A 26,856-nucleotide genomic window follows, 5' to 3' on the forward strand; every position below is an offset into this window, starting at 1 on the left:
GTCTCCTGGGATTTCGTGAGCTGCCGTGTTCACCGTGATTTGCCTATCCCCTGGTCACCGACGTGCCTGGCGAGAAGGTCGAATGGGACGGGACATGACCCCCTTCACACGTTGTGGCCTCTGGCACACATTCCGCGAGAATGATCTGCGGGCCTCCGCCTCGGTGACGTCGCGTCACCTGGGACCGTGGTGTGGTGTGATGACGTCATGGCGGTGCCGTTTCCGCACTTCAGCGCGGTTCTGGTGGAGCGGGTGCTCACGGAGTGCGGTGTGGGGCACACCGTTGCGAGAACCCTCGATGACACTGCTCCCCGCCCGGACTGCGAGCGTCCGCCGAATCGTGCGCACAGCTGCTACAGCGTCGGCTGGCCGATACCCCGGTCGGTGACCAGCCGCTGCGGATCGAACCGAGCGTGCGACGGCTGCCCTGCGATGACGCCCACTGCGGGCGTCGCACGTTCGTCGAGCAGATCGCAGGCCTGACGTTCAGATGCGGGAGAGGGACGCCCGCTTCGCGCCGGATCCTGGAGGCTGTGACTGTCGCGCTCGCCGGTCGGGCGGGAGTCCGGCCGGCCGTGGTGCTGCACAGGGCGGTAAGTCGAATGACGCCGCTACGGCTGCTGATAGCGCTTCCTGATCCCTCCCGGGAAGTGCCGAAGGTGCTCGGGGTCGATGATTTCGCCATGCGCCGCGAGCAGGATCACGGGACCGTCCTCATCGCCTGCGAGACCCGCGAACCACTCGGCCTGACACCAGGCCGGGAAGGGCCCACAGGCAGTCCAGGTCACCGACCGCTTTCACCTGTGGCAGAACCTCGGCACCGCGGTGGAACAATGCGCGCGCCGGCACACCGCTGAACCCCTACAAGCCCTGCCTGGACAAACACTGGAGCGAGGGCCACACCAATGCCGTTCACCTGCACACAGAGCTCAATGAGCTTGGCCACCCAGGCGGCTTTCAGACCATCAGCGGCTACCTGCGGCCGCGACGTCGACGCCGTATCCGCGTCGTCGGGACCGCGCCACCAGGACGCCGACAAGTAACCGGGGGGGATCATGCGTCACCCCGACCGTCTCTCGGAAGGCGAGGGCAAACAACCGACCAGCGTCCGCGGCCCCGCGGTCCTGATCGAGCCCCGGCCGCCGGCACGGCCCACAGGGCAGCCGATTCCCGGGCGGGAGCGCGCTTCCCGAGCCGCGCCGATCGAGCTCGCTCAGGCTCTGCTGGTGGAGCCCACCACTGAGCAGCAGTCCTGGCAGGACCGCGCGATGGCCCGTGTCCTGGACTGGCTCGGCCAGTTCCCCGGGGAGAACTGGCAGGACCGCTGGCCGCTGAGCGGCCCCGACACCGCCGTGAAGCAGTGGGGTCTGTCGGGGCTGACCCAATCCCAACGATGCCGGCTCCCCGCCGGACTCGGCGCACTGATCGTGCTCCGCGCGGTCCGGCCGTCCTACGCGAGTACCGGGAGCCGACCGCCGCCGAACGGGCCGACTTCCGCGACCACTTCAGCCTGCGCAAGGTCGCCCTGGGCACTTGCGGCAGGCCCTACGGCACCCCCTGCCGACGCGAGCACGCGTGCTTCTCCGAACCAGACCACCGCGCCGGCTTGCAGGAGTCGCCTCGGACCGCTGATTCGCGTTCGGCTCTTGCTGCCGTGAGTGAGGCTCTTGACCCTCACGTGGCGTCAGGCTGCATAGTCGGTGCCGTGGAGGATCACTGGACCGTGGGACACGTGGCCGAGCTGGCCGGCGTGAGCGTCCGCACGCTGCATCACTATGACGAGATCAAGCTCGTTCGGCCGTCGGCGCGGACCGCGGCCGGGTACCGGGCCTATTCGGCGGGCGACGTGGAGCGGCTGCGGGAGGTGCTGGCCTATCGGCGGTTGGGCTTCGGGCTGCGGGAGGTTGCGGAACTGGTCGGCGACCCGTCCACCGACGCGGTCGCGCACCTGCGCCGACTGCGCGGCCTGCTGCTGGAGCGGCGCGATCGCGCTGACGCCATGGTGGCGGCCATCGACAGGGAACTTGAGACACGGGCGAAGGGACTGAAGGTGACACCGGAGGAGCAACTGGAGATGCTCGGTGCACGGCTGTACGACGCGATCGGCGACGCTTACACCACGACACGGCGTACCGAGCCGCGGATCGCCGCGCAGATCTGGGACGCGCTCGGGGACGCGCAGACGGTGCTGAACGTCGGGGCCGGCACCGGCTCCTACGAGCCTGCTGATCGCGACGTGACCGCGGTGGAGCCATCGGCGGTCATGCGGGGGCAGCGGCCTGCCGGCTCGGCGCCGTGCGTGGCCGCCGCCGCGGAGAGCCTGCCGTTCGAGGACCAGTCCTTCGACGTCGCGATGGCCGTCTCCACCGTTCACCACTGGGGGGACCCGATAGCGGGGCTGCGCGAGATGCGGCGCGTGGCCCGCCGCGTGGTGGTGCTCACGTTCGACACCGACCAGCCCGGATGGCAGGACCGGTTCTGGCTTACCCGCGACTACTTGCCCGAGTTCGCGGCCGTCCTCGCGGAATTTCCCTCACTTGCTGGGATGGCCGACGCGATCGGCGCCCGCGCTGAGCCGGTGCCCATCCCGTGGGACTGCGCTGACGGCCTGTTCGAGGCGTACTGGCGCCGACCGGGGGCGTATCTGGAGGATCATGTGCGCCGTGCGATGTCGGTGTGGACGAGGGTCGGGCCGGAGGCCGAGCAGCGGGCGGTGCGAAGCCTCGGCGACGACCTCGACTCCGGCCGGTGGGCCGAGCGCAACAGCGACCTCGCCGACCTCGATGCGGCAGATCTCGGCCTCCGCCTGCTCATAGTTTGAAACCGCGTCGCAGCGTCAGCGTCATGGCGACTCCTGGGCGGCCCGCCGGTCATGTGCGGCGCTGAGCGGGCATGGCGCTGTGGACAGGACAGGACCGGCGGCGCGACCCGGCATGCCCAGGTCGATCGCCCGCGAGCTCCGCTGGTCGATCCGCGCAAGCTTCTCCCCCGCTCCGGCTAGGGGCTGTCCCGGATCTCCTCCAACCGGGCGCGTTGGGCCGGGTCGGGTCGGAGGAGCGAGCAACGAACACAAGCGTGTTCATGAACACAAGGGCTTGAATAGGCACGAGCGCAGAGGCCGATGGACACCTTGCGCCCTCGAAGTGCGCGAGGAAAGCGTTCCACTCCTCCTCGGTGGGGGTCCGGTACTCTTCACCGGGTCGGGTGGCCCGGCGGCGGCGGGCGATGAAGGCGCGGTGAGCCTCGATGGCTGCGGCCGGACAGATCGCGTTGTAGCCCATCGTCGTATCAAGGATCTTATGGCCGCAGATCACTTGGGCAATGTGGGGTGGCAGGCCGTTCATGATGGCGTCGGTCACGAAGATCCTGCGGAAGTCGTGTGGCGAGAAGATGAGCGGTTCGCCGACGGTATCGGTCAGTCCGGTGGCGGCCGGCGCGTTGATCAGAAGCTTGCGGAGCGCGGTCGGGGTGAAGGCGCGGTGTTCGGCGCCGATGTCACGCTGGAACAGCAGCGGCATCAGCGGGTTCCAGACCCGCTCGTGGACGTCGTAGTGCGTGCCACCCGGGGAGTGCTCGTCGCACGTTGAGCCCACCGGCGGCGCGTGACAGGCTCGTGCACCATGATCGATGATTTCGCGAAAGAGTACCTGCACAGCGATCTCCGAGAGATACGCGAGACGATGCTCTGGAAGCTCGACGGGCTCTGTGAGTACAACATCCGCCGGCCCCTGACCTCGACAGGTACCAACCTTCTCGGCCTGGTCAAGCATCTGTCGATCTGGGAGTCCAGGTACTTCGGCGAGGTCTTCGACCGACCGTTCCCCGAACTTCTGCCCCGGTGGGACGACGCCGGGGAGCGCGGAGCCGACATGTGGGCGACCGAGCACGAGACGCGCCAGGAGATCACTGACCGCTACCGTCGCGTCTGGGAGCACTCAGACGCGACGATCACCGCCCTCGCCATCGACTCCCCTGGCCACGTGCCCTGGTGGCCCCGCCCCGACGTGAAGCTGTTCAACATCCTGGTCCACGTGCTCACCGAGACCAGCCGACACGCAGGGCACGCCGACATTCTGCGTGAACAGGTCGACGGCTCGACGGGGACAACAGCCCAGTACGCGACTCCGCGGCACGACGTGGCCTTCTGGGAAGCCCAGCGCGCGAAGATCGAGCGAGCCGCCGAAGCAGCCGTCACCGAACTCGGCCCGGAATGTCAGCCCTTCACGACGCCGCGCGTTCAACCCCAGTAGTGCGGAGAAGCCGGTTCGCCTCTTGCGGCCAGGAAGCCTTCTTCGAGGGCCACGTGCACGCGCTGCAGACGCTGGGGCCGGGGGCTGGAAGGAGTAGATGTCATCCCTCCAGTCCCCGGCCCTCTCAAGATCCGTCCCATATCCCCAGACGCTTGAGCCTGCGCTGCCGGAGCCGCTCCGAGGCGGCCGTGAGGCCGAAGACAAGTCCTATGACCAGCCCGAAGAACACAGCGAACAGGGGATCGTCGGGTCCTCCTCACGCGACAGCGTCAAGAAGAAGAGCGTGAAGGGGACGGCCATGCAGAGGCCGGAGCCGGTCGGGTGCCGGGCGACCCATTTCTGGATCCGAGTCGGACGCCGCTGCCCGCCCAGGGCCCGATCCAGAGCCCAGAACGCATCACCCAGAGACCGCCGCCACTTCGCCACGGCAGAAGGATATGGCAGCCGATCGGCTGGCCCCGGGCCGCGGACGCATGGCGGGCGATGGCCTGTCAGCCGCCGCGTTCAGGCGTTGACGTCATTTCTCGTGAAGATCCACCAGCCTCAAGATCGCCAGCTGCTGCCCAAACCGGTAGGCAAGCGCTGCTACTTGAAGGGTTCTGGCTCAACTTCTCTGGACACACACCGAGTGACCGATGACCGTCATCCAGGCCGCTGCCCAAAAATGATCGGTCGGCCGCTGCCGAGCTGCGATGACGCCTCTGTTTCCCAGGCGGAGGGCATTTGTTCGATTTCGTGTGTGCGGTGCGGCGCCGAGCTGACCACCGCGCTGTCCCAGGTCGTCCTGCCGGCCCACGCCCATCAGAAGTACGGGAACGGGATTCAGCTCCCGGTGCTCACGGAACCGGGCACGTTCGCCGTGGACCCGAGCCCGGGGGGCCGCCGTGTCGGACGTGGGAGAAGATCCATCCGGACGAGGCGGCCGCCCGCGGTGTCTACGCACCGGTCTACGCCCTGTCCGACGGCGCGCCCGCCGCGATCGTCAGCCCCGACGTGGGCCTACGGGGTTCCGACCGGGCCCCACGACTCAGCATTGTCCGGCATCCGCAACGGAACAAGGCACCTCCGGCATCCACAACGAACCGAAGCGCACTGTCAGACCAGACAGAACTCGTTTCCCTCCGGGTCGGCCATCAGCACGTGATCGGGCCTGCCCTGCAGCTCGTCCTCACGGATCACGGTCGCCCCCGCGGCGGTCAGCCGCTCCACCGCCCGGACCACACGGGGCCACCTGACCTCCCAGGGCGTGTCGCGACCGCCGCCGACCTGCACGTCCAGGTGCAAGCGGTTCTTCACCACCTTCGACTCCGGTACCTGCAGGAAGGACAGGGTGGGGCCCACCCCGTCCGGATCACAGAGGTATGCGCCCTGGTCCCACTCGTCCGGCGGGACCTCGTGATGGGAGAACCATTCCTCCCAGCTCTCAAACCCCGCGGGCGGGGGCTTGGGCGTGTACTCCAGCGCCAGCGCCCAGAACTCGGCCAGCTTCGCCGGGTGCGCACAGTCGATCGTCAAACTCCACTTGGCCGCCATGGGGCCCTCCTCGGTCCGGTCCACGGACCGTACCGCGTGCCACTGACACCCTCCCCGTCACTTCGCGCTCGGCACTCGCCGTCCGGTGCTCAGAACGGCACCGGGGCAACCTGCACATGGCCGAGACCCTGCCGCCCGGCGGGCTTTTCGGTCCAGCGACGCGGAATTGGCCTTGGTCTGTCGCCTTGCGCCGCACGTACGGTCGCGTCATGAGGATCCGAATCGTCGATACGTTCACCGACCGCCCCTTCACCGGCAACCCGGCGGGAGTCCTGCTGCTGGAATCCGGTGCCTTCCCCGACGACGCGCGACTCCAGCGGATCGCCATGGAGCTGAACCTCTCCGAGACCGCCTTCGCCCACCCGCTACCGCCGGGCGGCGAGGCGGACTGGGCACTGCGCTGGTTCACGCCGACCACCGAGGTCGACATGTGCGGGCACGCCACCCTCGCCACGGCACACATCCTGCACACCACCCGGACGGCGAGCGGCACAGTGCGTTTCGCGGCGCGCTGCGGAATCCTCACCGCGACCGCGCACTCGGACGGCACCATCACGCTCGACTTCCCCACAGCCCCGCTGACGTCCGAGACCACCCCGGCCGGCCTGGCCGCCGCTCTGGGCGCGGAGCCGCTCTCCGTCCACGACACCGGTCCGCACATCGGCGACCTGATCGTCGAACTGGCCGACGAGACGACGGTGCGAGGGCTGACCCCGGACCTCGCCGCAGTGGCCCGCCTCTCCCGGCGAGGCATCATCGCCACGGCCGCCGCCGAGGACCCCACCCGCGGTTACGACTTCGTCTCCCGCGGCTTCTTCCCACGCGTCGGGATCGACGAGGACCCGGTGACCGGCAGCGCCCACACCGCACTGGCCCCCTTCTGGGCGGCACGTTTCGGCCGTGCCGAGCTGACCGGACTTCAGGCCTCCGCCCGTTCCGGTCTGGTCCGTACGTCGCTGCGCGGCGACCGTACGCTGCTGACCGGCAACGCCGTCACGGTCATCGACGGCGAACTGCTCGCGGCACTCTGAGCCTTCCGACGACGGCATCGAGGGCGTACGGGCGCACTCTGTACGCCCCCACCGAATCACCCGGGCCCCACCACCCCGTCCCCGGCACGTTCAGGCACCACCCGGGCACGCCTCGGGCACGGTCACGGACCACCGGGCGCGCCGCCACGCGCCCCACAGACTGTCCACCGGCCACCCCACGGCGCTCACGGCGTGGGCAGCCAACCCACCTTCCCCGCCAGCAGGGCGTATCCGACGAACGCCCCGATGTCGAGCAGCGCGTGTGCCGCCACCAGCGGACCGACCCGCCCCCAGCGCCGGTACAGCAGTACGAAGACCACGCCCATGACCATGTTGCCGATGAAGCCGCCGATCCCCTGATACAGGTGGTACGAGCCGCGCAGCACCGAACTCGCCACCAGAGCGGCCATCGGCGTCCACCCCAACTGGCCGAGTCTGCGCAGCAGATAGCCGACGACGATCACTTCCTCCACCACGGAGTTCTGCAGCGCGGACAGGATCAGAACCGGATATTTCCACCACACGTCGGGCAGCGATTCCGGGACCACGGTCAGGTTGAAGCCGGCGGCCCGTGCCACCAGATAGAAGGCGAGCCCGGCGCTTCCGATCCCCGCCGCGACCATCACGCCGCGCCCCAGATCCGGCCACGGCCTGGTCCGGTCGAAGCCGATGGCGCGCAGGCCGGAGCCCTCCCTGATCAGCAGATGCGCGACGAGGGCGACGGGCACCAGAGCCGTCGCGATACCGAAGAGTTGCCAAGCGAGATCCAGCCATGGACGCCCCGGTGCGTGCGAGCTGTTGAGTATCGCGGCCTGTTCCTTCAAACCGCCTGGTTTCGTCAGCGATCCGACAAAACTGATCAGGGCAGACACCCCGCTGGCCCCCAATGAGAGAGCCAGTACCAACACCGTTTCGGACCGCAAGATCCGTCGCGACACAGCCTCTTGGGGGAAAGAATCAGCCACGTACCCCGCCTCCATCTGTACACCTGCCTTGAGTTGTGCATTCACGCCCCATACCGCTCCCCGTCCCGCTAGGGTCTCGAATGCAGGTACGAAGATCATGCGCGACAGGCCGGGGGACGACCGCCATTGGCAATGGTGTGGTCCCCCTTTTCCTTGTTCATCCTCAAGGAGGGGCACCACCGACATGGGACGTCACAGCTTGCCCGACGACTACGCGACCGATGGCAGCGGGGACGGTCCCCCGCCGCCGCGACGTCGGCGCACCGTCGCGATCGCGACCATGCTGGTCCTCGCCGTGGCGGCGGGCACGGCGGTCGCGGCGCAGGGTGGTCTGCTGTCGTTCTCGAAGTCCTGCGAGGACTCCGCCGTACGCCTCTCCATGGTGGCCTCACCGGACATCGCCCCTGCCATGCGTGCCGTCGCCGACAAGGCGCGCAAGGACGATGTCAGATCCGACGGTCGCTGTCTGTACGTGCAGGTGGTCGCCCGCGACTCCCACAAGGTCGCCGGTGCCCTCTCCTCCGGGGCCGGCACCCCGGACTACCAGGTCTGGCTGCCCGACTCCGATCTCTGGCTCGACCGGGCCAAGGGCTCCGGTGACGGCATCCCGATCACACCGGGCGACTCCATCGCCTCCTCCCCCGTCACCCTGGCCATGGTGCCGTCGGCGGCCAAGAGGCTCGGCTGGCCGAAGAAGAAGTACACCTGGGCCGAATTGACGGCCGCGGCCATGGACTCGGACAAGGTACGCCTGGGTTCGGCCGATCCGGCGCGCAGTGCCACCGGTCTGCTGGCGCTCTCCAGCATCGGCACCTCCTCCGAGAAGCAGGGCGGCGACAGCGACACCCGGGTCGCGGCCACCGCCAAACTGCTCGCGCAGCGCATGTCCGACGGTGACACCCAGGTGCTGGAGACGCTGGCGCAGAACGATTCGGGCGCGGAGCAGGGCAATCCGGCACACAACCAGGCAGTGCTCCTCTCCGAGCAGGCCGCGTTCGCGCACAATGCGGAGTCGACCGGCGGCGGGCGGCTCGATCTCTTCTATCCCACGGACGGCACCCCGCTGCTCAACTATCCGTACACACTGGTCGACGAGACGAAGTTGAGTACGTCCGAGGGCCGGGCGGCGCTCCGGTTCATGGCGCTGCTGAACGAGCCCGGTGCGCAGTCCACCCTGCGGAAGTATGGCTTCCGGAACGACGACGGGACGGCCGGGGAGTCTGTGGTCGCGTCGGCGGGCGGCAGGAAACCTCAGCCGTACGCCGCCGCGGCCGCCGCCGCACCGTCGGCCGAGGAGCTCCGGCAGACGCTCGGCATGTGGACGATCACAGTGCAGAGCGCGCGGCTGACGACGGTCGTCGACGCGTCGGGTTCGATGGCCACGATCGTGCCGGGGCGCAACCAGTCCCGGATGGATGTCACCAAGGCGTCCCTGATCCAGGCGCTCAACCAGTTCACGCCGAACGACGAGATCGGGCTCTGGGAGTTCGCCACCACGCTCGACGGCGACAAGGACTACCGCAGGCTGGTGCCGACCAGCCGGCTCGGCGACCCGGCCAAGGGCGGCGGTACCCATCGCGAGAAGCTCGCCGCGGCCTTCGCCGCGCTGCAGCCGGTGCCGGGCGGCGCGACCGGCCTGTACGACACCGCTCTGGCCGCGTACAAGGACGCCCAGGCGACGTATGTGAAGGGCAAGTTCAACGCTGTGGTGATCCTCACCGACGGTTCGAACCAGGACAACCAGTCCATCTCGCGCAGCGCCCTGATCGCGGAACTGAAGCGGATCGCCGACCCGGAGCGTCCGGTGCCGCTCCTCGCCATCGCGGTCGGCCCGGAGGCCGACCGCGAGGAGGTCGACGAGATGGCGAAGGTGACCGGCGGCGGGGGCTACCAGGTCACCGACCCTGCCGACATCCAGGCCGTGATCCTGCAGGCCGTCATGACGGCCGGACAGAGCAACCACGCCGCCCAGGAGTAGTGCTCCGCTCGGTGACGGGACACGACAGCACGCCTCGGCACAGGCCACGACGGGGTCGCGGCACGAGGACAACGCCGGACGCCGACGCCCGCGGCAACGGGGGCGCGGCGCAGGACGCAGCGAACATCGGTACCCGCCACGACGACGTCACATCACGCGGCAACAGCGACGGACGCCCGCCACGACCGGGTCACGGCGCGAGGACACCGGTCGGCCAGCTGTGCACGGGTTCGCCGCTGTGCATCAGTTCCGCGTACCGGCGGGTCGTCGCGGCCAGTGCCGCCTGCCGTCCGAGCCCGGCCTCCCGGGCCCGGTGATAGGTGTCCACCTGCCAGGACGCTCCGTTCACCCGCCGCCTGCAACGCTCCTCGATGACCCCGAGGTAGCGGTCACGGTCCGCGGGCTCGATGTTCCAGGCATCGAGCCCCGCGGCCGCCAGCGGCAGCAGCTCGTCCCGTACGAGCTTGACGGCCGGCACCCGGGTCAGCCCGCCCGAGCGACCCGGACGGGGCCACATCAGCTCCGCGTCGATGCCGTGCCGGCAGGCGGTGTCGAAGTTCTCCGCCGCGGCGGAGAACGGGAGCCTGGTCCACACCGGCCGGGACTCCTCGGCGAGCGCCCGTACGAGCCCGTAGTAGAGCGCGGCATTGGCGATCACATCGGTGACGGTGGGACCGGCAGGCAAAACCCGGTTCTCCACCCGTAGGTGGGGTACGCCATCGGCCAGCCCGTACACGGGACGGTTCCAGCGGTAGACCGTACCGTTGTGGAGCACGAGCTCCTGCAGCCCCGGCATCCCTCCCTCGTCGAGCACCCGCAGAGGTTCCTCCTCGTCACGGATCGGCAGCAGCGGCGGGAAGTAGCGCAGGTTCTCCTCGAAGAGCTCGTACGCCGATCCGACCCATCGCTCGCCGAACCAGGTCCTGGGCCGCACCCCCTGGTTCCGGAGTTCGGGCGGTCTGGTGTCCGTGGCCTGCTGGAAGAGCGGCGGCCTCGATTCCCTCCACAGCTCCTTGCCGAACAGGAAGGGCGAGTTGGCACCGACGGCGATCTGAACGCCGGCGACGGCCTGGGCCGCGTTCCATACGGCCGCGAATCGCGCCGGTGTCACCTGCAGATGCAGCTGAACCGAGGTACAGGCGGCCTCGGGAGTGATCGACGAAGAGGTGGAGACCAGCCGCTCCACCCCTTGGATATCAAGGTGGAAATCCTCGCCCCGCGCAGCCACCATTTGATCGTTCAGCAGCGTGTAGCGGTCCGCGTCCGAGAGGTTCGCCGCAACGAGGTCCGCGTGGCCCAGGGTGGGAAGAATTCCGATCATCATGATCCCGGCATCGACCTCGCCCGCCTTCCGATGGGCATATCCGAGGCCGGTCCTGAGCTCTTCGGCCAGCTGATCGAAAACGCGTCCTTCCAGGCGGTGCGGGACTATGTTCACTTCCAAATTGAACATCCCGAGTTCAGTCTGGAAATCACGGCTCGCGATGCGTGGGAGCACCTCGCCATTCATCATCTTCGGCATGCCGTCGGCCCCGGCCAGATTCAGCTCGATCTCCATACCCATGAGGTTGCGAGGTCGGTCGAACCTCCGCTCCGCCAGGAGCCTCTCCAGCCCCTCCAGGCACTGATGAAGCTTCCTCCGGTACCTCTGCCGATCGGACAGGTCAAAGGCGCCCGACACGACCTTCTCCCCCATCGAAGCGTCCCTCCCTCAGGTGGGCGGCCCGCGGCCCAGGCCGCTCGCGTCAGGATCGATAATGCCCAGGCCGGGTGATCCATAACGCCCCTACGAACGCCGCACACCCAGTAATCTGAACGCGGGTGTCCGGGGCACATTCCTTCGGCATGACGCAGTACGCGGTTTCCTCCGTCCGGCAGGCCGCGAAAACGGCGACGCGTTTCGGCCGTCCGCGCCCGGGGAAAAATCCCTGGCGGCAGCTGCGCCGCTGACGCCAAATCGGCAGAATCTCCGCATAATAAAGTCTTGATACCGCCTTGTCGGCAATACCTGCGACGGCTAGTGGAATCACTGAGTGAACACGTGTCGTATAAACTTCGCGGACGAGGCAGAGAGTTGACGCACCGGCCCAGTCACCGGCCTCCTCTGGCCCCGCACGCCGACAGCGCCGTCTGCACCCGCCCACGCACCACCGTGTCTCCGAAGTGAGAGGCGACCCACTATGCCGCTGCATGTTCCCCCGGCCCCCGCGCCCGCTCTGCGCAGCGTTCTCGCGGCACTCGGTTCACCCACCGCAGTCCGCGAGGCCCGCACACCTGCTCTCCGATCGGCCCAGGGACCGCTGAGCCCCGAACTCCCGCTCCCCGTCCATGTACTGGACCGGATCGGACCGGGCGGGCTGGCACCCGCCACCCGGCTCGCCGCGTGGCGGTTCCTGATCCGCACCTCGGAACAGGCCGTCGCCGCGGCGGACACCATGCTCACTCCGGACGGCTGGACCTTCTCGCACTTCTTCGAGGGCCCCTACATCGCCTCGACCGAACTCGCCCTGCGCCAGGCCGAGACGGTGACACCGCACTACCAGCCGCGGCTGCTGTCCATCCCGGAGCTGTACATGCTGGCACTGTGGCTGCACGCCGACATCGAAGCCGACGCGTCCGGCGGGGCACTCGCCCCCGCCGATCTGCTGGTACCGCTGGCACCCGCGCCGCCGGGCATCGCGGCCCATCGCCCGCACCGGGTCGCCGATCTGCTCCGCGTGATGACGCTGCGCATCACCCCGGGCCCCGGCCCCCTGCTCGGGTCACCGGCCTGACGACGGCCGCCTCCCGCACATCACCGCACTGTGCCCCGCCACCGCTCCGGGTGGCGGGGCACAGTGTTGAGGGGCGTACTCGGTGCCCATCCGGACTAGCCCAGTCCGGCCACCCCGAACCACCCGAAGGGACAGTGCAATTGCGATGAACCGTCCGGCCGGGTGACGCGTCATCGGAGTAAGGAGAAGTGCTGCTGCGAAATCCCTGCGGATTGACGCCCGTAGGGCAACACTGGGACCGGACCGATCGATACGGGGGGCGGCCATGAACACCTCGTCAAGCCGCAGGACATTCACTACAACGCAGCGAAAGAACCCTTCCATGTGCCAGCACCAGCCACCATGCCCGACCGCCGACTCAGCCGACCGGGAGGCAGCCCGCCTTACGGCACACCATCCGGAACAGGGCTGGAGCCTGCTGTGCAACGGCGTCCTGCTCTTCGAGGACACCGGTGAGCTGCTCCCGGACGGGCAGATCATCGCCCCGCACCGGCCCCTGGGAACGGGCCGGGCGATGAAGGCCGCCTGACGCCGGCCGGTACGAACGGGGGCCGGCCCGGAGCATGCTCCGCACCGGCCCCGACGCATGTCCGCGTCACATCCTGTCGCTCATGCCTCAGTTGTCGTACTCGTCCAGCGGCGGGCAGGAGCAGACGAGGTTACGGTCACCGAAGGCACCGTCGATCCGGCGCACCGGCGGCCAGTACTTGTCGGCGGCCGAGACTCCGGCCGGGAAGACCGCCACCTCACGGCTGTAGTCGTGCTTCCACTCCCCACCCAGCATCGCCGCGGTGTGCGGAGCGTTGCTCAGCGGGTTGTCGTCCGCGCCCCACTCACCCGACGCCACCTTCTCGACCTCGCCGCGAATGGCGATCATCGTGTCGCAGAAGCGGTCGAGCTCCGCGAGGTTCTCGCTCTCGGTCGGCTCGATCATCAGCGTCCCGGCGACCGGGAACGACATGGTCGGCGAGTGGAAGCCGTAGTCGATCAGACGCTTGGCGATGTCGTCGACGCTGACGCCGGTGGACTTGGAGATCGGCCGCAGGTCCACGATGCACTCGTGCGCGACCAGCCCGGCCGGACCGGTGTACAGGATCGGGTAGTGCGGTTCGAGACGCTTGGCGATGTAGTTGGCGGCGAGTACGGCGACCTGCGTCGCGCGCTTCAGCCCCTCCCCGCCCATCAGGCGCACGTACGCCCAGGAGATGGGAAGGATGCCGGCCGATCCCCACGGAGCGGCCGAAATCGGTCCGACACCGGTCTCGGGACCCGCCGCGGGCTGCAGCGGATGGTTCGGAAGGTACGGCGCGAGGTGCGCGCGCACACCGACCGGGCCGACGCCGGGGCCGCCGCCGCCGTGCGGGATGCAGAAGGTCTTGTGCAGGTTCAGGTGCGAGACGTCGCCGCCGAACCGGCCCGGCTTCGCGAGGCCGACCAGGGCGTTGAGGTTGGCGCCGTCGACGTACACCTGCCCGCCGGCGTCGTGCACCTCGGCGCAGATGTCAGCGACGTGCTCCTCGAACACGCCGTGCGTCGACGGGTACGTGATCATGAGCACAGCGAGCTCGTCGCGGTGCGTCTCGATCTTGGCGCGGAGGTCCTCGACGTCGACCTCGCCGTCGTCGGCGGTCTTCACCACCACGACCTTCATGCCGGCCATCACGGCACTGGCCGCGTTGGTGCCGTGCGCGGACGACGGGATGAGGCAGACGGTCCGCTGGTCGTCGCCGTTGGCCCGGTGGTACGCGCGCACCGCCAGGAGTCCGGCGAACTCGCCCTGCGATCCGGCGTTCGGCTGGATCGAGACCGCGTCGTAGCCGGTGACCTCGGCGAGGCGCTCCTCCAGTTCGCGGATGAGGGTGAGGAAGCCCTGTGCCTGCTCGGCCGGCGCGAAGGGATGCAGCGCGCCGAACTCGGGCCAGGTGATCGATTCCATCTCGGTGGTCGCGTTCAGCTTCATGGTGCAGGAGCCGAGCGGGATCATGCCCCGGTCCAGGGCGTAGTCCCGGTCGGCGAGCTTGCGCAGATAGCGCAGCATCGCCGTCTCGGAACGGTGCTGGTGGAAGACCGGGTGGGTGAGGATCTCGTCGGTGCGCAGCAGAGCCTCGGGCAGTGCGTCGGCGGCGGCCGCGTCCAGGGCCTCGATGTCCCCGTCGGCACCGAAGGCGGCCCAGACGGCGGCGATCTGCGTACGGGTGGTCGTCTCGTCGCAGGCGAGGGAGACCAGGTCGGCGTCGACGAACCGCAGGTTGACACCGCGTTCGCGAGCGGCGGCCACGATGTCGGCGGCCTTCCCCGGGACGCGCACGGTGAGGGTGTCGAAGCAGGCGCCCGTCACCACGTCGACACCCGAGGCGCGCAGGCCCTCGCCCAGGATCGTCGCATAGCGGTGCGTGCGCTGAGCGATCGTCCGCAGCCCGTCCGGGCCGTGGTAGACGGCGTACATCCCGGCCATGACGGCAAGCAGTACCTGAGCCGTGCAGATGTTGCTGGTGGCCTTCTCGCGGCGGATGTGCTGCTCGCGGGTCTGCAGGGCCAGTCGGTAGGCCTTGGTGCCGTCCGCGTCGACGGAGACGCCGACAAGGCGGCCGGGCAGGCTGCGGGCGAACTTCTCGCGTACGGCCATGAAGCCGGCGTGCGGTCCGCCGAAGCCCATCGGCACGCCGAAACGCTGCGTCGTGCCGACCGCGATGTCCGCGCCCAGGTCACCCGGTGAGGTGAGCAGGGTCAGCGCCAGCAGATCGGCGGCGACCGTGACGATCGCGCCGAGGTCGTGGGCCTGCTCGATGACGGGCCGGATATTGCGCACCTCGCCGGAGGCACCGGGGTACTGCACCAGGACACCGAAGACACCGCGCTCGGCGATCTCCGCCGGGATGCCGTCGGCGAGGTCGGCGACGACGACCTCGACGCCCGTCGGTTCGGCGCGGGTCTCGATGACGGCGATCGTCTGCGGCAGGGCGTCGGCGTCGATCAGGAAGACGCCGTTCTTGACCTTGCCGACGCGCCGCGAGAGCGCCATGGCCTCGGCGGCCGCGGTGCCCTCGTCGAGCAGGGAGGCGCCGGAAGTGGGCAGCCCGGTCAGCTCGGCGACCATCGTCTGGAAGTTGAGGAGCGCCTCCAGGCGGCCCTGCGAGATCTCCGGCTGGTAGGGCGTGTAGGCCGTGTACCAGGCGGGGTTCTCCATGACGTTGCGGAGGATCACCGGCGGGGTGAAGGTGCCGTAGTAGCCGAGCCCGATCATCGGGGCCAGCACCTGGTTGCGGTCGGCGAGGGCGCGCAGCTCGGCGAGGACCTCGGCCTCGGTGCGGGCGGTCGGCAGCCGAAGTGCCTCCGCGCTCTTGATGACATCGGGCACGGCTGCCGCGGTGAGCTCGTCCAGCGAGCCGTAGCCGACCTGGGCGAGCATCTTCGACTGAGCGTCGCCATCGGGACCGATGTGGCGCTGCTCGAACGGAATGCCCTGCTCCAGCTGGGAGAGCGGAGTACGGCGGGGGGTCATGGTGGAGGCCTCCTGGTCTGTCACGACCTGCGAGGGGCACCACGGCGCGGGTGCCCGGACGGCCTCCCCCTCTGTCATCTCAACCTGAGAGCTTCACCGGTGCACCTTGCGGCATACCGGCTTTCACCGTCGGTGAGGGAAGGAACCCCATCGGCACGCGGCCGCACGGAACCCGCCCTGCTTTCCAGAGTGGCCTCGTCCGCGCGGTACGGGAGCCTGAGAGATTCCGGGGAGGATTTGCTCCTTCGGCGCCTTCGGATCAGCTCCGGAGGACTCTCCCGCACGGGTTCAGCGGCCAGTACCAGCCTACCAGCGGGGTTCGTGGCGCCATTCTCGAGTGGCCAACCCCCCGGATCTGCACTTTTGTAGAGCTTGTGGAGTAGCCGCGACCAGTGGGAGGGATCGTGCAGACCGACATCGATCCGCGCAGCCTGATCGGCCGCAAGGCGTTCGACCGCAAGGGCACCAAAATCGGAACCGTGGACGAGGTGTACCTCGACGACGCGACCGGTGTCCCCGAGTGGGCGGCCGTACGCACCGGACTCTTTAGCCGGGACGCGTTCGTCCCGCTGGAACCCAGCGAATTCGTGGAGGATTCGCTCCGTGTCCCCTTCGACCGTGCGCTGATCAAGGACGCACCGGACTTCGGCGTCGGCCGCCATCTCTCACCGGAACAGGAGCTCCAGCTCTACCGGCACTACGGCCTGGACTCCCCGTTCGAGGAGACCGGCCCGGACAGGGACTTCGGCAGACTGGCCGGCCAGGACGAGTAGTCCACCGGGTTCCGGACCAGCGGCAACGGCTCGGCCGGCTGCAGTTCCGGATCGTCGATCCGGAACGTACGCACTCTGCCGGGCGCCGACTCCGGCTCCTCGAACCGCACCGTCACCCGGCCGACGCCGCTGCCCTGCACCCAGCCGTGGCCGTACGTGTCATGGCGTACGTCGTGTCCGGCGGGCCAGCGCCGTGCCGCGGGCTGCTCGGCGCTCCCTGGGGACTCCACCGGCGCACCGCTCACGGGTTCCTCCCCGTGGCCCTCCGCCGCCGTGTCCTCCTCGGCCGCTTCCTCGGACGCGGCCCGCTCACCGGCGGCCTGTGCGAAGAGATCCTCCTGGGTGTAGTCGGCGAGCCCCGTGACGCCCACGCCGAGGAGCCGTACGCCTCCGGTGGTGTCCACAGCCTCCAGGAGCCGCGCGGCGGCCTCCCGGACCACCGTGGGGTCGTCCGTGGGCCCACGCAGCGTCTCGGACCGTGTGAGCGTGGAGAAGTCGTACCGGCGCACCTTCAGCACCACCGTCCGCCCGGACCGCCCCGCCCCCCGCAGTCGCCCGACACATCGGTCGGCCAGCCGCTCCACCTCCGTCCTGACCCGCACCCGGTCGTGCAGGTCCGCGTCGAAGGTGTCCTCGACCGACACCGATTTCGCGTCCCGCTCCGCGACCACGGGCCGGTCGTCGTACCCGAGCGCCATGCGGTGGAGCGAACCTCCGTGCGCCTTCCCCAACAGGCGAACGAGCTCCGCCTCACCCGCCTCGACGAGGTCGTCGACCGTCGTCATCCCGGCGCGGCGCAGATGGTCCGCCGTCGCGGGTCCGACGCCCGGAAGGATCCGTACCGGCATGGGTGCGAGCAGCTCCCGCTCCGTGCCCGGTTCGATGAGCAGCAGCCCGTTCGGCTTCGCCTCTTCCGAAGCGATCTTGGCCAGCATCTTGGAACCGGCGAGCCCGACCGAACCGGTGAGCCCGGTGACCGCTTTGATGGCCGTACGCAGCTGCTCGCCGATCTCCAGCGCGGAGGCCGAGTCATCGGCCGCCCCGCCTGCCTCCAGGTCCACGAAGGCCTCGTCGAGGCTGAGCGGCTCCACCAGCGGGGAGAGCCTCCCCAGCAGTTCCATCACCTGGTCGCTGACCGTCCGGTACAGCAGGAAGCGCGGCACCAGATAGGCCGCGTTGGGGGCCAGCCTCCGCGCCTGCGCCGTGGGCATCGCCGAGTGCACCCCGAAGCGCCGTGCCTCGTACGACGCGGTGGCGACGACTCCCCGGGGCCCCAGCCCGCCCACCACGACCGGTTTGCCGCGCAGACTGGGCTTCGACGCCTGCTCGGCGGAGGCATAGAAGGCATCCATGTCGAGATGCAGGATGGTGGGCGCGGCTCTCACATCAACCGATGCTGCCCTACGGCACTGACAATCGCCGCGCCCGAGTCCGGGACGGGGTCAGCCGGCGCGGTTGCGTCGCCGCGCGAGTTCATCGGTGGGGTTGTTCCCGATCAGTGTCTCGCCGGTGTCCACCCGCTCGCCGTGCAGCTGTGACAGCGCCGCGTCGACGTCCTGCCACACCACACCCACAGCGATACCGAAGACCCCCTGGCCGCCCTGGAGGAGACTGACGACCTCATCCGGCGAAGAGCACTCGTAGACCGTCGCCCCGTCGCTCATCAGCGTGATCCGCTCAAGATCCTGGAATCCGCGGGCCCGCAGGTGCTGAACCGTGGTGCGGATGTTCTGCAGGGCGACGCCCGTGTCCAGGAATCGCTTCACGATCTTCAGCAGGACAACGTCCCGGAAGCTGTAGAGCCGCTGAGTGCCCGAGCCGTATGCGGGGCGCACGCTTGGCTCGACCAGCCCCGTGCGGGCCCAGTAGTCGAGCTGCCGATAGGTGATCCCCGCAGCCGCACAGGCCGTCGGCCCGCGATAGCCGATGTCGTTGGCCGATGCCACGCTGCCCCCCGCCACCGCCGCCGGTTGAACCGGTTGCCTGATGGTGCGGCCGGCTGTACTCCCCTGCTGCGGATACGGCCCACCCGCTGCCGTACCGTCGCCGCTGCTTCTCACGCCGACCTCCGTCCTTGACCTGCCATCTCGAAGGTAGGCAGTCACTCGGGGTGCGTCAACGATCGCCACACTCGGCACGCCGAGTGATAATCACCCTGAGGGTGGTTTCCCGTGACGTGTGAGCGGGAAAGGCTTGTCGGATGCGCTGACGGCGGCCCCGTAGAACGGTTACTGACTGTTGGTCCCGAAGTCCTCCGGAGAGATCTGGTCGAGGAACTCGCGGAACTTCTCCACTTCGTCCTCCTGCTCGTCCGGAATGGCGATGCCCGCGTCGTCCAGCACCCCGTCACTGCCGTAGATCGGCGTTCCGGTGCGCAGGGCGAGCGCTATGGCGTCGGACGGCCGCGCGCTCACCTCCACCCCGCTGGCGAAGACCAGCTCCGCGTAGAAAACCCCTTCCCGCAGGTCCGTGATACGGACCTGGGTGAGCTCCTGGCCGACGGCCTCAAGCACATCCTTGAAGAGGTCATGGGTCAGCGGCCTGGCCGGTGCCATGCCCTGCTGGGCAAAGGCGATCGCGGTCGCCTCACCAGGACCGATCCAAATGGGGAGGTACCGGTCGCCTCCCACTTCACGCAGGAGCACGATCGGTTGGTTGGAGGGCATTTCCACCCGGACACCCACAACGTCGAGCTCGTTCACACAGCAACCCTAGGACGTGCTCGGCAGGTTTGGGTAGTCGGGCACCGACGTGATCAGTGGAACCGGACCCGCAGAGCCGTCTGCACCAGGGCCGAATGAAGCCGTACGGACAGCTCTCCGAGCTCCCGCGCGGTGGCCTCCGCGTGTGCTCTGGTCTGCGGATTCCGGTGTCGGCGCAGGGGTGCGACCACCTGCTCGACGAGTCCGGCCTCACGGTCCGCGGCCGCGCGCATGGCGCGCAGGTGACGCGGTTCCAGACCGAATCGTCCCAGATCCGCCACAAGCTTGGCCACCGTGACCATCTCGGCGTCGTATCCGCCGTCGGAGGCCGCAACGACCAGGCCGTACGACTCCCACTCGGCGAGGTCACTCTCGGTGACCCCGGCGGCCGCGAGCAGTTCGGCTCGGCCGATCCGGGCTGCGGTAGCCCGTCCGGGCTCCGCCTCCCAGCCGCCGTCGGTCAGATCCCGCGGTCCGCCTCCGGACGGCAGGGCGGACTTCTCACCGCGGGCGAGTGCGTCCAGATGTTCCCGGATGACCTTCAGCGGGAGGTAGTGGTCCCGCTGCATACGCAGCACCTGAGCCAGCCGCTCCACGTCGGCCCCACGGAACTTGCGGTAGCCGGAGGGGGTCCGCTGCGGCTCGACGAGCCCTTCGGCCTCCAGGAAGCGGATCTTGGAGATCGTCACCTCGGGAAACTCGTCCCGCAGCTGCAGGAGCACCGTGCCGATGCTCATCAGGCGGTCGTCGGCGGTGGCGGTGCCGTGACCGGCACCGCCCGTCGGTGTTCTCAGCATGGACCTTCCCTGACAGGTCAGATGCCCCGCTGGCTCGCGTAGAAGACCAGCCGGTACTTGCCGATCTGCACTTCGTCGCCGTTGGACAGCGCGACGGAGTCGATGCGCTCACGGTTGACGTAGGTGCCGTTCAGGCTGCCGACGTCCCCGACCGTGAAGCTGCCGTCAGGCATCCTGTGGAACTCCACATGCCGCCGCGACACCGTCACGTCGTCGAGGAAGATGTCGCTCTGCGGGTGACGGCCGGCCGTGGTCAGCTCACCGTCCAGCAGGAAACGGCTGCCGGAGTTCGGACCACGTCGCACCACCAGGAGCGCCGAACCGAGCGGAAGAGCGTCGACAGCCGCCTGCGCCTCGGGCGAGAGGGACGGAACGGGCGTCTGCCCGGTGGCCTCCGCCTCGTACGCCTCCAGACCGGAGATGGAGATGGTCGAGGTCGTCTCCGAGGCACGCTCGGGAATTCCGCCCCTCAGCGGCGCACCGCAGTTGGAGCAGAAACGACTGGCCTCGGCGTTGCGATGCCCGCACCTCGTACAGACCGGCATGGACGAACCCTCCTGCCTCGGGCTGAACCCTCCACCCGTACTTGAGGTTGACGGTTCCCCGAAACCTATGCGGCCTGCACCGGCCGGGTCAACGGACGACGCGCCGGAAAATCCCGAATTGTCACCGCTCGAACCGGACACCTGATCGCGGTAGAGCGGGCGCTCCGAGCCCTGCTCATCCGCCTGGCCATGGCGTGGTGCGCGATGGCGGGCAGCCTCGTCGCGAGCGCTCTTGCCGAACAACTTCCCAAACAACTTCACGGGCGATTCCCCTTGACCGAAATAGACCCGCCCGTGGGGCAGGACGAACCCTGAATGAACACACCTGCCGACCCGGACATCTTCACAACGTCCGTATCCACTCGACAGTTTCCACCACGCACCACCTTTACGATGCGCCGACCCCCCGCAACCTCCCACCCGTGTCCTTCGACCCCTCCGAGCCGCCGCCTCACTGGGGCGACGACCGAGCGTAGTCAGGCCGCTTCGCCGCTCGCAAGACATCCACGACGATGTCGTCGGCCTGCTCCACATGCACGGTGGCCTGCTCCTTCTCCAGTGTCTGCACCACACCCCCGGGGATGTTCAGAGCCGGCTCCAGATCCTGTGGCTTGCCGATCACCTTGAACACATACGGAGCGGTGATCTTACGGTCGTCAACCTTGACATGGCCGCCGTCACCGGAGAAGTACGTATTGGCCACCACCCTCACCCCGTTGACCTCGATCGCCTCGGCGCCCGCCGCGCGCAACTCCTGGAGCGCGTCGAGCAGCATGTCCGCCTTGACCCCGTCCCCGGGGTCGTTGACCGTGAGCGTGATCCCGGGACCGTGTGCTGCGACGGTGCCCGCGAGGATACCGAGTTGCTGCTCCTTCTCGACCGTCTGCTTGCGCGCCTCCTCGGCCTGGTCGGAGCTGTTCTCCAACTCCGTGCGCTGAGCATCGAGGCGCTGCTTCTCGTCCTCCAGACGCTGCGTACGGTCGTCCAACTCGTCGAGGATGCGGACCAGGTCCTCCTGACGGGCGCCGCGCAGGGCGCTGTTGTCACTGTTCGAGCGCACCTGAATGGCCAGCCCGAGACCGAGGACGAACAGCAGCACCGCGACGATGAGTTGGGCCCGTGTCACCCGCGGCGGCCACAGCCCGGCGATCAGCCGCTGACGCCCGGTGAGCTCCTTGGCGGCACCGGCCGGCTGCTCGCCGGTGCGCTCCTTGTCGTTGGGAAGTTCTTCGTTGCTCATCGGCCTCAAGCCCGGAAGACATGCCGTCGGATGGCCGCGGCGTTGGAGAAGATCCGGATCCCGAGCACGACCACCACACCGGTCGAGAGCTGTGCTCCGACGCCCAGCTTGTCGCCCAGGAAGACGATCAGCGCGGCCACCACGACGTTCGACAGGAACGACACGACGAAGACCTTGTCGACGAAGATTCCGTCGAGCATGGCCCGCAGACCACCGAAGACTGCGTCGAGGGCAGCCACGACGGCGATCGGAAGATAGGGCTCGACCACCGCCGGCACCTCGGGCCGGACCAACAGTCCGACCACGACTCCCACGACGAGGCCCAGTACGGCGATCACGATGTGCCCTTCCTTGTGTCTGCCGCACCACTGCCGGTGTCTGCGGCCGTATAAGGCTCTGCTGTTCGTACGATCAGGCTCGGCGCAACCGGGAGGCTCACCTTCTGCTGCACGGACATGCTCGTCCGGATGTCGAAGGTGTCCTTGAGCGCCTGCAGATACTGGCCGTCTGCACTGGCCTGGAATACTGTGCTGAGCGGCTTCCCGTCCCCCGCCGCCAGCACCGTGTACGGCGGCACGAGCGGTCTGTTGTCGACCAGTATGGCGTCGCCGGCCGCGCGGATCGCCGACAGTGCCGTCAGCCGCTGCCCATTGATCGAGATCGCTTCCGCGCCGGACTGCCACAAACCGTTGACGACCCGCTGCAGGTCCCGGTCACGAACCCGCCCGGTGTCGGTGAATCCGCTGGTCTCCCTCGGCCCGCCACCGCCTTGATCGGTGCCCTTGGCGTCGTCGACCACGAGTTTCACGCCGGGCCCCTCCACCGGCGTCGCCCCGGCGAGCAGCGCCACCAGCTCTCCCTGGTCCCCGCCGTGCTTCTCCAAGGCCTTGCGCTGGCGCCTGCCCACATCGTCCCGGAGCTTGTCGACCTGCGACTCAAGGGTGTCGGCCGCCGCCGTCTCTCCGTCGATACGGTCGATCAGTTCCTCACGTTCCTTGGCGAGGACCGGCGCGGAGACACGTGCCTGTGCAGCCCCTAGCGTGACGACGAGGGCGGCTAGCACCAGACATGCGGCGAGACCGAGCTTCGACTTGAGCGTGCGGGGCAAACCCGCGCTTCCGTCGGCCTTGCGTCGTGCCGATGCCTCGGCGTATCCGTCGTCCAGGCTGTGGTCCATCACGTTGGTCAGCAGCGACATGGACGCGTCGGGGCGCGCTCGTGGCGGGGCGGTACTCCGATCGGGGGTCTGCTGCGACATGCCGCACATCGTCGCACGTCGCCACCGCTACCGCCGAATGGCCCCACCGGTGAGCCCGGAGACGTCGCAGTACGCCACCGGGCTCACCGATGAAACCCTCACTGACCTGCGCTGTCCACGACTCCAGCCCATTCGTCCAGCAGTGCCTGCGCAGAGGCGTCGTCCGGACCCTCGGCCCACAAATGGGTGACCGCCTCGGCCGGGTCCGGCAGCACCATCACCCATCGCCCGTCGGCCTCGACGACCCGCACACCGTCGGTCGTGTCGACGCTGCGGTCCCCGGCAGCCTCGACGACCCGCCGCATGACCATTCCCTTCACCGCCCAGGGTGTGGCCAGATCACGACGCAGTACGTGGGCGCGGGGAATACGGGCATCGATCTGGCTCAGGGTGAGCTGGGTCCTGGCGACGAGCCCGAGGAGTCTCACGAAGGCGGCGGATCCGTCGAAGACGCTGCTGAATTCCGGAACGATGAAGCCGCCGCGACCGTCTCCACCGAAGATGGTGCCTTCCTCACGTCCCACGCGCGTCAGATCGTCGGGCGACGTCGTCGTCCATTCGACCTGCGTGCCGTGGTACGCCGCGACCTGCTCGGCGACCCGGGTCGTGGTCACCGGCAGCGCCACCCGCCCGCTGCGGCGCTCGGCCGCCACGAGATCCAGCATCACCAGGAGCGCCCGGTCGTCCTCGACGATCCTGCCCCGTTCGTCGACCAGGGAGAGCCGCTCGCCGACCGGATCGAAGCGCACACCGAACGCGGCCCGCGCCGAGGAAACGATCTCGCCCAGCCGCACCAGACCCGACCGCCGGGTTTCGGCGGATTCGGTGGGCCGCGATTCGTCGAGCCCCGGGTTGATCGTCAACGAGTCCACACCTAGCCGTCCCAGCAGGCTGGGCAGAACGAGGCCCGCACTGCCGTTGGAGGCGTCGACGACCACTTTGAGACCCGCGTCGGCGATCCCGGCCGTGTCCACGTTGCGCAGCAGCGACCCCGTGTACGAGTCGAAGACGCTGGACGGGAAGTGCAGATCCCCGATCTCTCCGGGGAAGGCCCGGCGGTACTCCTGTCGGGCGTACACCCGGTCCAGCTTCCGCTGCCGTGCCTGGGAAAGATCGGCACCCCGCTCGTCGAAGAACATGATGTCGACCGAATCGGGCACACCGGGAGACGTACGGATCATGATGCCGCCGGCGCTCCCCCGCGCCGTCTGCTGGCGCGCGACGGGCATCGGTACGTTCTCCAGGTCCCGTACGTCGATGGCACTGGCCTGAAGCGCGGAGATCACCGCTCGCTTCAGCGCACGCGCACCGCGGGAGTGGTCACGTGCGGTGGTGACCGTCGAACCCTTCTTGAGGGTCGTGGCATACGCTCCGGCAAGCCGGACGGCCAGCTCCGGCGTGATCTCGACGTTCAGAATCCCGGACACACCACGGGCTCCGAAGAGATGGGCCTGTCCGCGCGATTCCCAGATCACCGAGGTGTTGACGAAAGCTCCGGCCTCGATGGTCTTGAACGGGTACACACGAACGTTTCCCTGAATGATCGATTCCTCACCGATCAGACACTCGTCCCCGATGACCGCACCGTCCTCGATGCGGGCGGCCCGCATGACGTCGGTGTTCTTACCGATCACGCATCCGCGCAGATTGCTGTGCTGGCCGATATAGACGTTGTCGTGCACCACGGCTTTGTGCAGGAAAGCGCCGCTCTTGACGACTACATTCGACCCGATGACCGTGTGCTCTCGAATCTCCACGCCGGCTTCGACTTTTGCGTAGTCCCCGATGTACAGGGGGCCCCGCAATACCGCATCAGGGTGCACTTCCGCGCCTTCTGCGACCCATACGCCTGGTGAGATCTCGAAGCCGTCGATCTCGACGTCCACCTTCCGCTCAAGGACGTCGGCCTGAGCCTTCACATAGCTCTCGTGGGTACCGACATCCTCCCAGTAACCCTCGGCGACATAGCCGTAGATCGGCTTGCCTTCCTTCATGAGCTGCGGGAAGACATCACCGGACCAGTCCACCGAGACATCGGCTTCGACGTAGTCGAACACCTCGGGTTCCATCACGTAGATGCCTGTGTTGACCGTGTCCGAGAAGACCTGACCCCAGGTGGGTTTCTCCAGGAAGCGTTCGACCTGGCCCGCCTCGTCCACGATGGTGATGCCGAATTCCAAAGGATTCGGTACACGAGTCAGGCACACCGTCACGAGACCGCCTTTTTCCTTGTGGAAGGCGATGAGGTCGGTGAGATCGAAGTCGGTGAGCGCGTCGCCCGAAATAACGAGGAAGGTGTCGTCCTTCAGTGCTTCCTCGGCATTCTTCACGCTTCCCGCGGTGCCGAGCGGCTTCTCCTCGTTGGCGTAACTGAGCTCCATCCCGAGCTCTTCGCCGTCCCCGAAGTAGTTCTTGACCAACGAAGCGAGAAATTGGACCGTCACGACGGTCTCGTTCAGCCCGTGCCGTTTGAGCAGCCGAAGCACATGCTCCATGATCGGCCGATTGGCGACGGGCAGAAGCGGCTTGGGCATGCTTGAGGTCATGGGGCGAAGACGAGTGCCTTCGCCACCAGCCATCACGACGGCCTTCATGTCGGAAACGTCCTCCTTGAAGAGACGACGGTCAAGCCGACTTCGCCCGTCGGGGCGCCATCCGGGTCATCAGCGGCGGGTCGGCCACACTGCGCGACACCGCGTCAACGAGCTCAATCGGCTACTGCATCCGCCTTGACGAGCCGGCGGACCTGAACCACGTAGAGGATCCCTGCCCACCAATAGAGCGTTGTACCCCAACCTGCGAACGCCCATCCGAAAATGGCGGCCAGCGATGCAAGCCAACCACTTCCGTCACTGAGCAGCAACAAGGGGAACGCGTACATCAGGTTGAACGTGGCAGCCTTCCCCAGGAAGTTCACCTGAGGCGGCGGATAGCCGTGCCGTCGGAGAATTCCCACCATCACGAGGAGCATGAGTTCGCGTGCCAGAAGGGCTGCGGTGAGCCACAGCGGCAGGATCTCCCGCCAGGTCAGCCCGACGAGGGTCGAAAGGATGTAGAGGCGGTCCGCAGCAGGGTCCAGAAGCCGACCGAGGCTGCTGATCTGGTTCCACCGGCGGGCGAGCTTACCGTCGAGGTAGTCGCTGATACCGCTGAGCATCAGTACCAACAGGGCCCAGCCATCGCTTTTGGGCCCGCCGAACTCGGGGCGAAGAATCAACCACAGGAAGAGCGGAACCCCGACAAGGCGCGCCATGCTGAGGATGTTGGGGATGGTGAGTACCCGGTCCGTCTGAACCCGAGTCTCCTGGACCTCCACCCGGGGGCCTCCTGTGAAGAACGTGCCAATGATGCCCCCTGACCTTACCGTCAGCCGCCATCAGCAGACACAGGGGGGGTAACGCAAGCATCTCGTGAACGCGGAAAAGCCCCGTGCCACAAGGGCACGGGGCTTTTCCGTAAAAGGAGTTCGGCGGCGTCCTACTCTCCCACAGGGTCCCCCCTGCAGTAC

The 26,856-nt window shown here is 68.2% G+C and carries 22 protein-coding genes and 1 riboswitch; of the genes, 7 read left to right on the forward strand and 15 right to left on the reverse strand.

The genetic code is table 11. From position 1 onward, the window contains the following. Positions 1-1,723 precede the first annotated feature (1,723 nt). Positions 1,724-2,821, forward strand: a complete 1,098-nt coding sequence (locus ACZ68L_RS43035) for a MerR family transcriptional regulator (RefSeq protein WP_469589440.1) — start codon at positions 1,724-1,726, stop codon at positions 2,819-2,821. Positions 2,822-2,870: 49 nt separating this feature from the next. Here the strand turns inward: ACZ68L_RS43035 and ACZ68L_RS43040 are convergent, their stop codons facing one another. Continuing rightward, positions 2,871-3,653, reverse strand: a complete 783-nt coding sequence (locus ACZ68L_RS43040; protein ID WP_469589392.1) for a site-specific integrase — start codon at positions 3,651-3,653, stop codon at positions 2,871-2,873. On the opposite strand from ACZ68L_RS43040, the gene ACZ68L_RS43045 reads away from it, so the two are divergent. After that, positions 3,621-4,250, forward strand: coding sequence for a DinB family protein (locus ACZ68L_RS43045; protein WP_469589395.1), 630 nt, complete (start codon positions 3,621-3,623; stop codon positions 4,248-4,250). The two genes, ACZ68L_RS43040 and ACZ68L_RS43045, sit on opposite strands and share 33 nt — an antisense overlap. A gap of 1,095 nt (positions 4,251-5,345) precedes the next feature. Here the strand turns inward: ACZ68L_RS43045 and ACZ68L_RS43050 are convergent. Then, positions 5,346-5,783 carry a VOC family protein gene (locus tag ACZ68L_RS43050; RefSeq protein ID WP_469589399.1) on the reverse strand — a complete coding sequence of 146 codons (438 nt, stop codon included), beginning with the start codon at positions 5,781-5,783 and terminating at the stop codon, positions 5,346-5,348. A 209-nt stretch (positions 5,784-5,992) separates the two neighbouring features. Here ACZ68L_RS43050 and ACZ68L_RS43055 point away from each other — a divergent pair, with 209 nt between their 5' ends. After that, positions 5,993-6,814: a PhzF family phenazine biosynthesis protein gene (locus ACZ68L_RS43055; RefSeq protein WP_469589402.1), complete on the forward strand. Its 822-nt coding sequence runs from the start codon at positions 5,993-5,995 to the stop codon at positions 6,812-6,814. Positions 6,815-6,999: 185 nt separating this feature from the next. Here ACZ68L_RS43055 and ACZ68L_RS43060 read toward each other — a convergent pair whose 3' ends face one another. Then, entirely contained in the window at positions 7,000-7,794 is a 795-nt protein-coding gene (locus ACZ68L_RS43060; protein WP_469589443.1) for a CPBP family intramembrane glutamic endopeptidase, read from the reverse strand. Between the two features lie 169 nt (positions 7,795-7,963). On the opposite strand from ACZ68L_RS43060, the gene ACZ68L_RS43065 reads away from it, so the two are divergent. Then, entirely contained in the window at positions 7,964-9,757 is a 1,794-nt protein-coding gene (locus ACZ68L_RS43065) for a substrate-binding and VWA domain-containing protein (protein WP_469589405.1), read from the forward strand. 190 nt (positions 9,758-9,947) lie between these two features. On the opposite strand, the gene ACZ68L_RS43070 is transcribed toward ACZ68L_RS43065, so the two are convergent. Next, on the reverse strand, positions 9,948-11,453 hold the full coding sequence (locus ACZ68L_RS43070; protein ID WP_469589409.1) for a glutamate-cysteine ligase family protein: 1,506 nt from the start codon (positions 11,451-11,453) through the stop codon (positions 9,948-9,950). A 484-nt stretch (positions 11,454-11,937) separates the two neighbouring features. Here ACZ68L_RS43070 and ACZ68L_RS43075 point away from each other — a divergent pair, with 484 nt between their 5' ends. Together ACZ68L_RS43075 and ACZ68L_RS43080 are read left to right on the forward strand one after the other, a co-directional pair. Continuing rightward, positions 11,938-12,531, forward strand: a complete 594-nt coding sequence (locus ACZ68L_RS43075; protein ID WP_469589412.1) for a hypothetical protein — start codon at positions 11,938-11,940, stop codon at positions 12,529-12,531. Positions 12,532-12,853: 322 nt separating this feature from the next. Next, positions 12,854-13,060, forward strand: coding sequence for a DUF5999 family protein (locus ACZ68L_RS43080; protein WP_361458298.1), 207 nt, complete (start codon positions 12,854-12,856; stop codon positions 13,058-13,060). Positions 13,061-13,147: 87 nt separating this feature from the next. Here ACZ68L_RS43080 and gcvP read toward each other — a convergent pair whose 3' ends face one another. Further along, on the reverse strand, positions 13,148-16,033 hold the full coding sequence (gcvP, locus tag ACZ68L_RS43085) for an aminomethyl-transferring glycine dehydrogenase (protein WP_469589417.1): 2,886 nt from the start codon (positions 16,031-16,033) through the stop codon (positions 13,148-13,150). Between the two features lie 194 nt (positions 16,034-16,227). Continuing rightward, a riboswitch (glycine riboswitch) is annotated at positions 16,228-16,324 on the reverse strand. Positions 16,325-16,437: 113 nt separating this feature from the next. Between gcvP and ACZ68L_RS43090 the strand changes: the two genes are divergently transcribed. After that, positions 16,438-16,806 carry a PRC-barrel domain-containing protein gene (locus ACZ68L_RS43090; RefSeq protein WP_391745083.1) on the forward strand — a complete coding sequence of 123 codons (369 nt, stop codon included), beginning with the start codon at positions 16,438-16,440 and terminating at the stop codon, positions 16,804-16,806. Here ACZ68L_RS43090 and ACZ68L_RS43095 read toward each other — a convergent pair. The 10 genes from ACZ68L_RS43095 to ACZ68L_RS43140 form a co-directional block, all read right to left on the reverse strand. Next, positions 16,731-18,191: a DNA polymerase IV gene (locus ACZ68L_RS43095; protein WP_469589420.1), complete on the reverse strand. Its 1,461-nt coding sequence runs from the start codon at positions 18,189-18,191 to the stop codon at positions 16,731-16,733. The two genes, ACZ68L_RS43090 and ACZ68L_RS43095, sit on opposite strands and share 76 nt — an antisense overlap. A gap of 57 nt (positions 18,192-18,248) precedes the next feature. After that, complete coding sequence (locus ACZ68L_RS43100) at positions 18,249-18,866, reverse strand: MerR family transcriptional regulator (protein WP_469589423.1); 618 nt, start codon at positions 18,864-18,866, stop codon at positions 18,249-18,251. A 168-nt stretch (positions 18,867-19,034) separates the two neighbouring features. After that, positions 19,035-19,508, reverse strand: coding sequence for a bifunctional nuclease family protein (locus ACZ68L_RS43105; protein WP_031232239.1), 474 nt, complete (start codon positions 19,506-19,508; stop codon positions 19,035-19,037). 53 nt (positions 19,509-19,561) lie between these two features. Next, positions 19,562-20,305, reverse strand: coding sequence for a transcriptional regulator FtsR (ftsR, locus tag ACZ68L_RS43110; protein ID WP_469589426.1), 744 nt, complete (start codon positions 20,303-20,305; stop codon positions 19,562-19,564). Positions 20,306-20,322: 17 nt separating this feature from the next. Next, on the reverse strand, positions 20,323-21,111 hold the full coding sequence (locus ACZ68L_RS43115) for an FHA domain-containing protein (RefSeq protein ID WP_469589429.1): 789 nt from the start codon (positions 21,109-21,111) through the stop codon (positions 20,323-20,325). A 190-nt stretch (positions 21,112-21,301) separates the two neighbouring features. Beyond that, positions 21,302-22,090 (reverse strand): DUF881 domain-containing protein, encoded by a 789-nt coding sequence (locus ACZ68L_RS43120; protein ID WP_469589432.1) that lies wholly within the window; start codon positions 22,088-22,090, stop codon positions 21,302-21,304. Between the two features lie 5 nt (positions 22,091-22,095). Continuing rightward, the gene (locus tag ACZ68L_RS43125; RefSeq protein WP_003970459.1) at positions 22,096-22,428 is read right to left on the reverse strand and encodes a small basic family protein; all 333 of its coding nucleotides are present in this window, start codon (positions 22,426-22,428) and stop codon (positions 22,096-22,098) included. Beyond that, on the reverse strand, positions 22,425-23,348 hold the full coding sequence (locus ACZ68L_RS43130; RefSeq protein WP_469589435.1) for a DUF881 domain-containing protein: 924 nt from the start codon (positions 23,346-23,348) through the stop codon (positions 22,425-22,427). Before ACZ68L_RS43130 ends, ACZ68L_RS43125 begins: the two co-directional genes overlap by 4 nt. A 98-nt stretch (positions 23,349-23,446) precedes the next feature. Continuing rightward, positions 23,447-25,942 carry a sugar phosphate nucleotidyltransferase gene (locus ACZ68L_RS43135; RefSeq protein ID WP_376276950.1) on the reverse strand — a complete coding sequence of 832 codons (2,496 nt, stop codon included), beginning with the start codon at positions 25,940-25,942 and terminating at the stop codon, positions 23,447-23,449. A gap of 113 nt (positions 25,943-26,055) precedes the next feature. Next, positions 26,056-26,664 (reverse strand): CDP-alcohol phosphatidyltransferase family protein, encoded by a 609-nt coding sequence (locus ACZ68L_RS43140; RefSeq protein ID WP_351083380.1) that lies wholly within the window; start codon positions 26,662-26,664, stop codon positions 26,056-26,058. Positions 26,665-26,856: the final 192 nt, after the last annotated feature.

It is taken from the genome of Streptomyces sp. NPDC104309 (assembly GCF_055584025.1).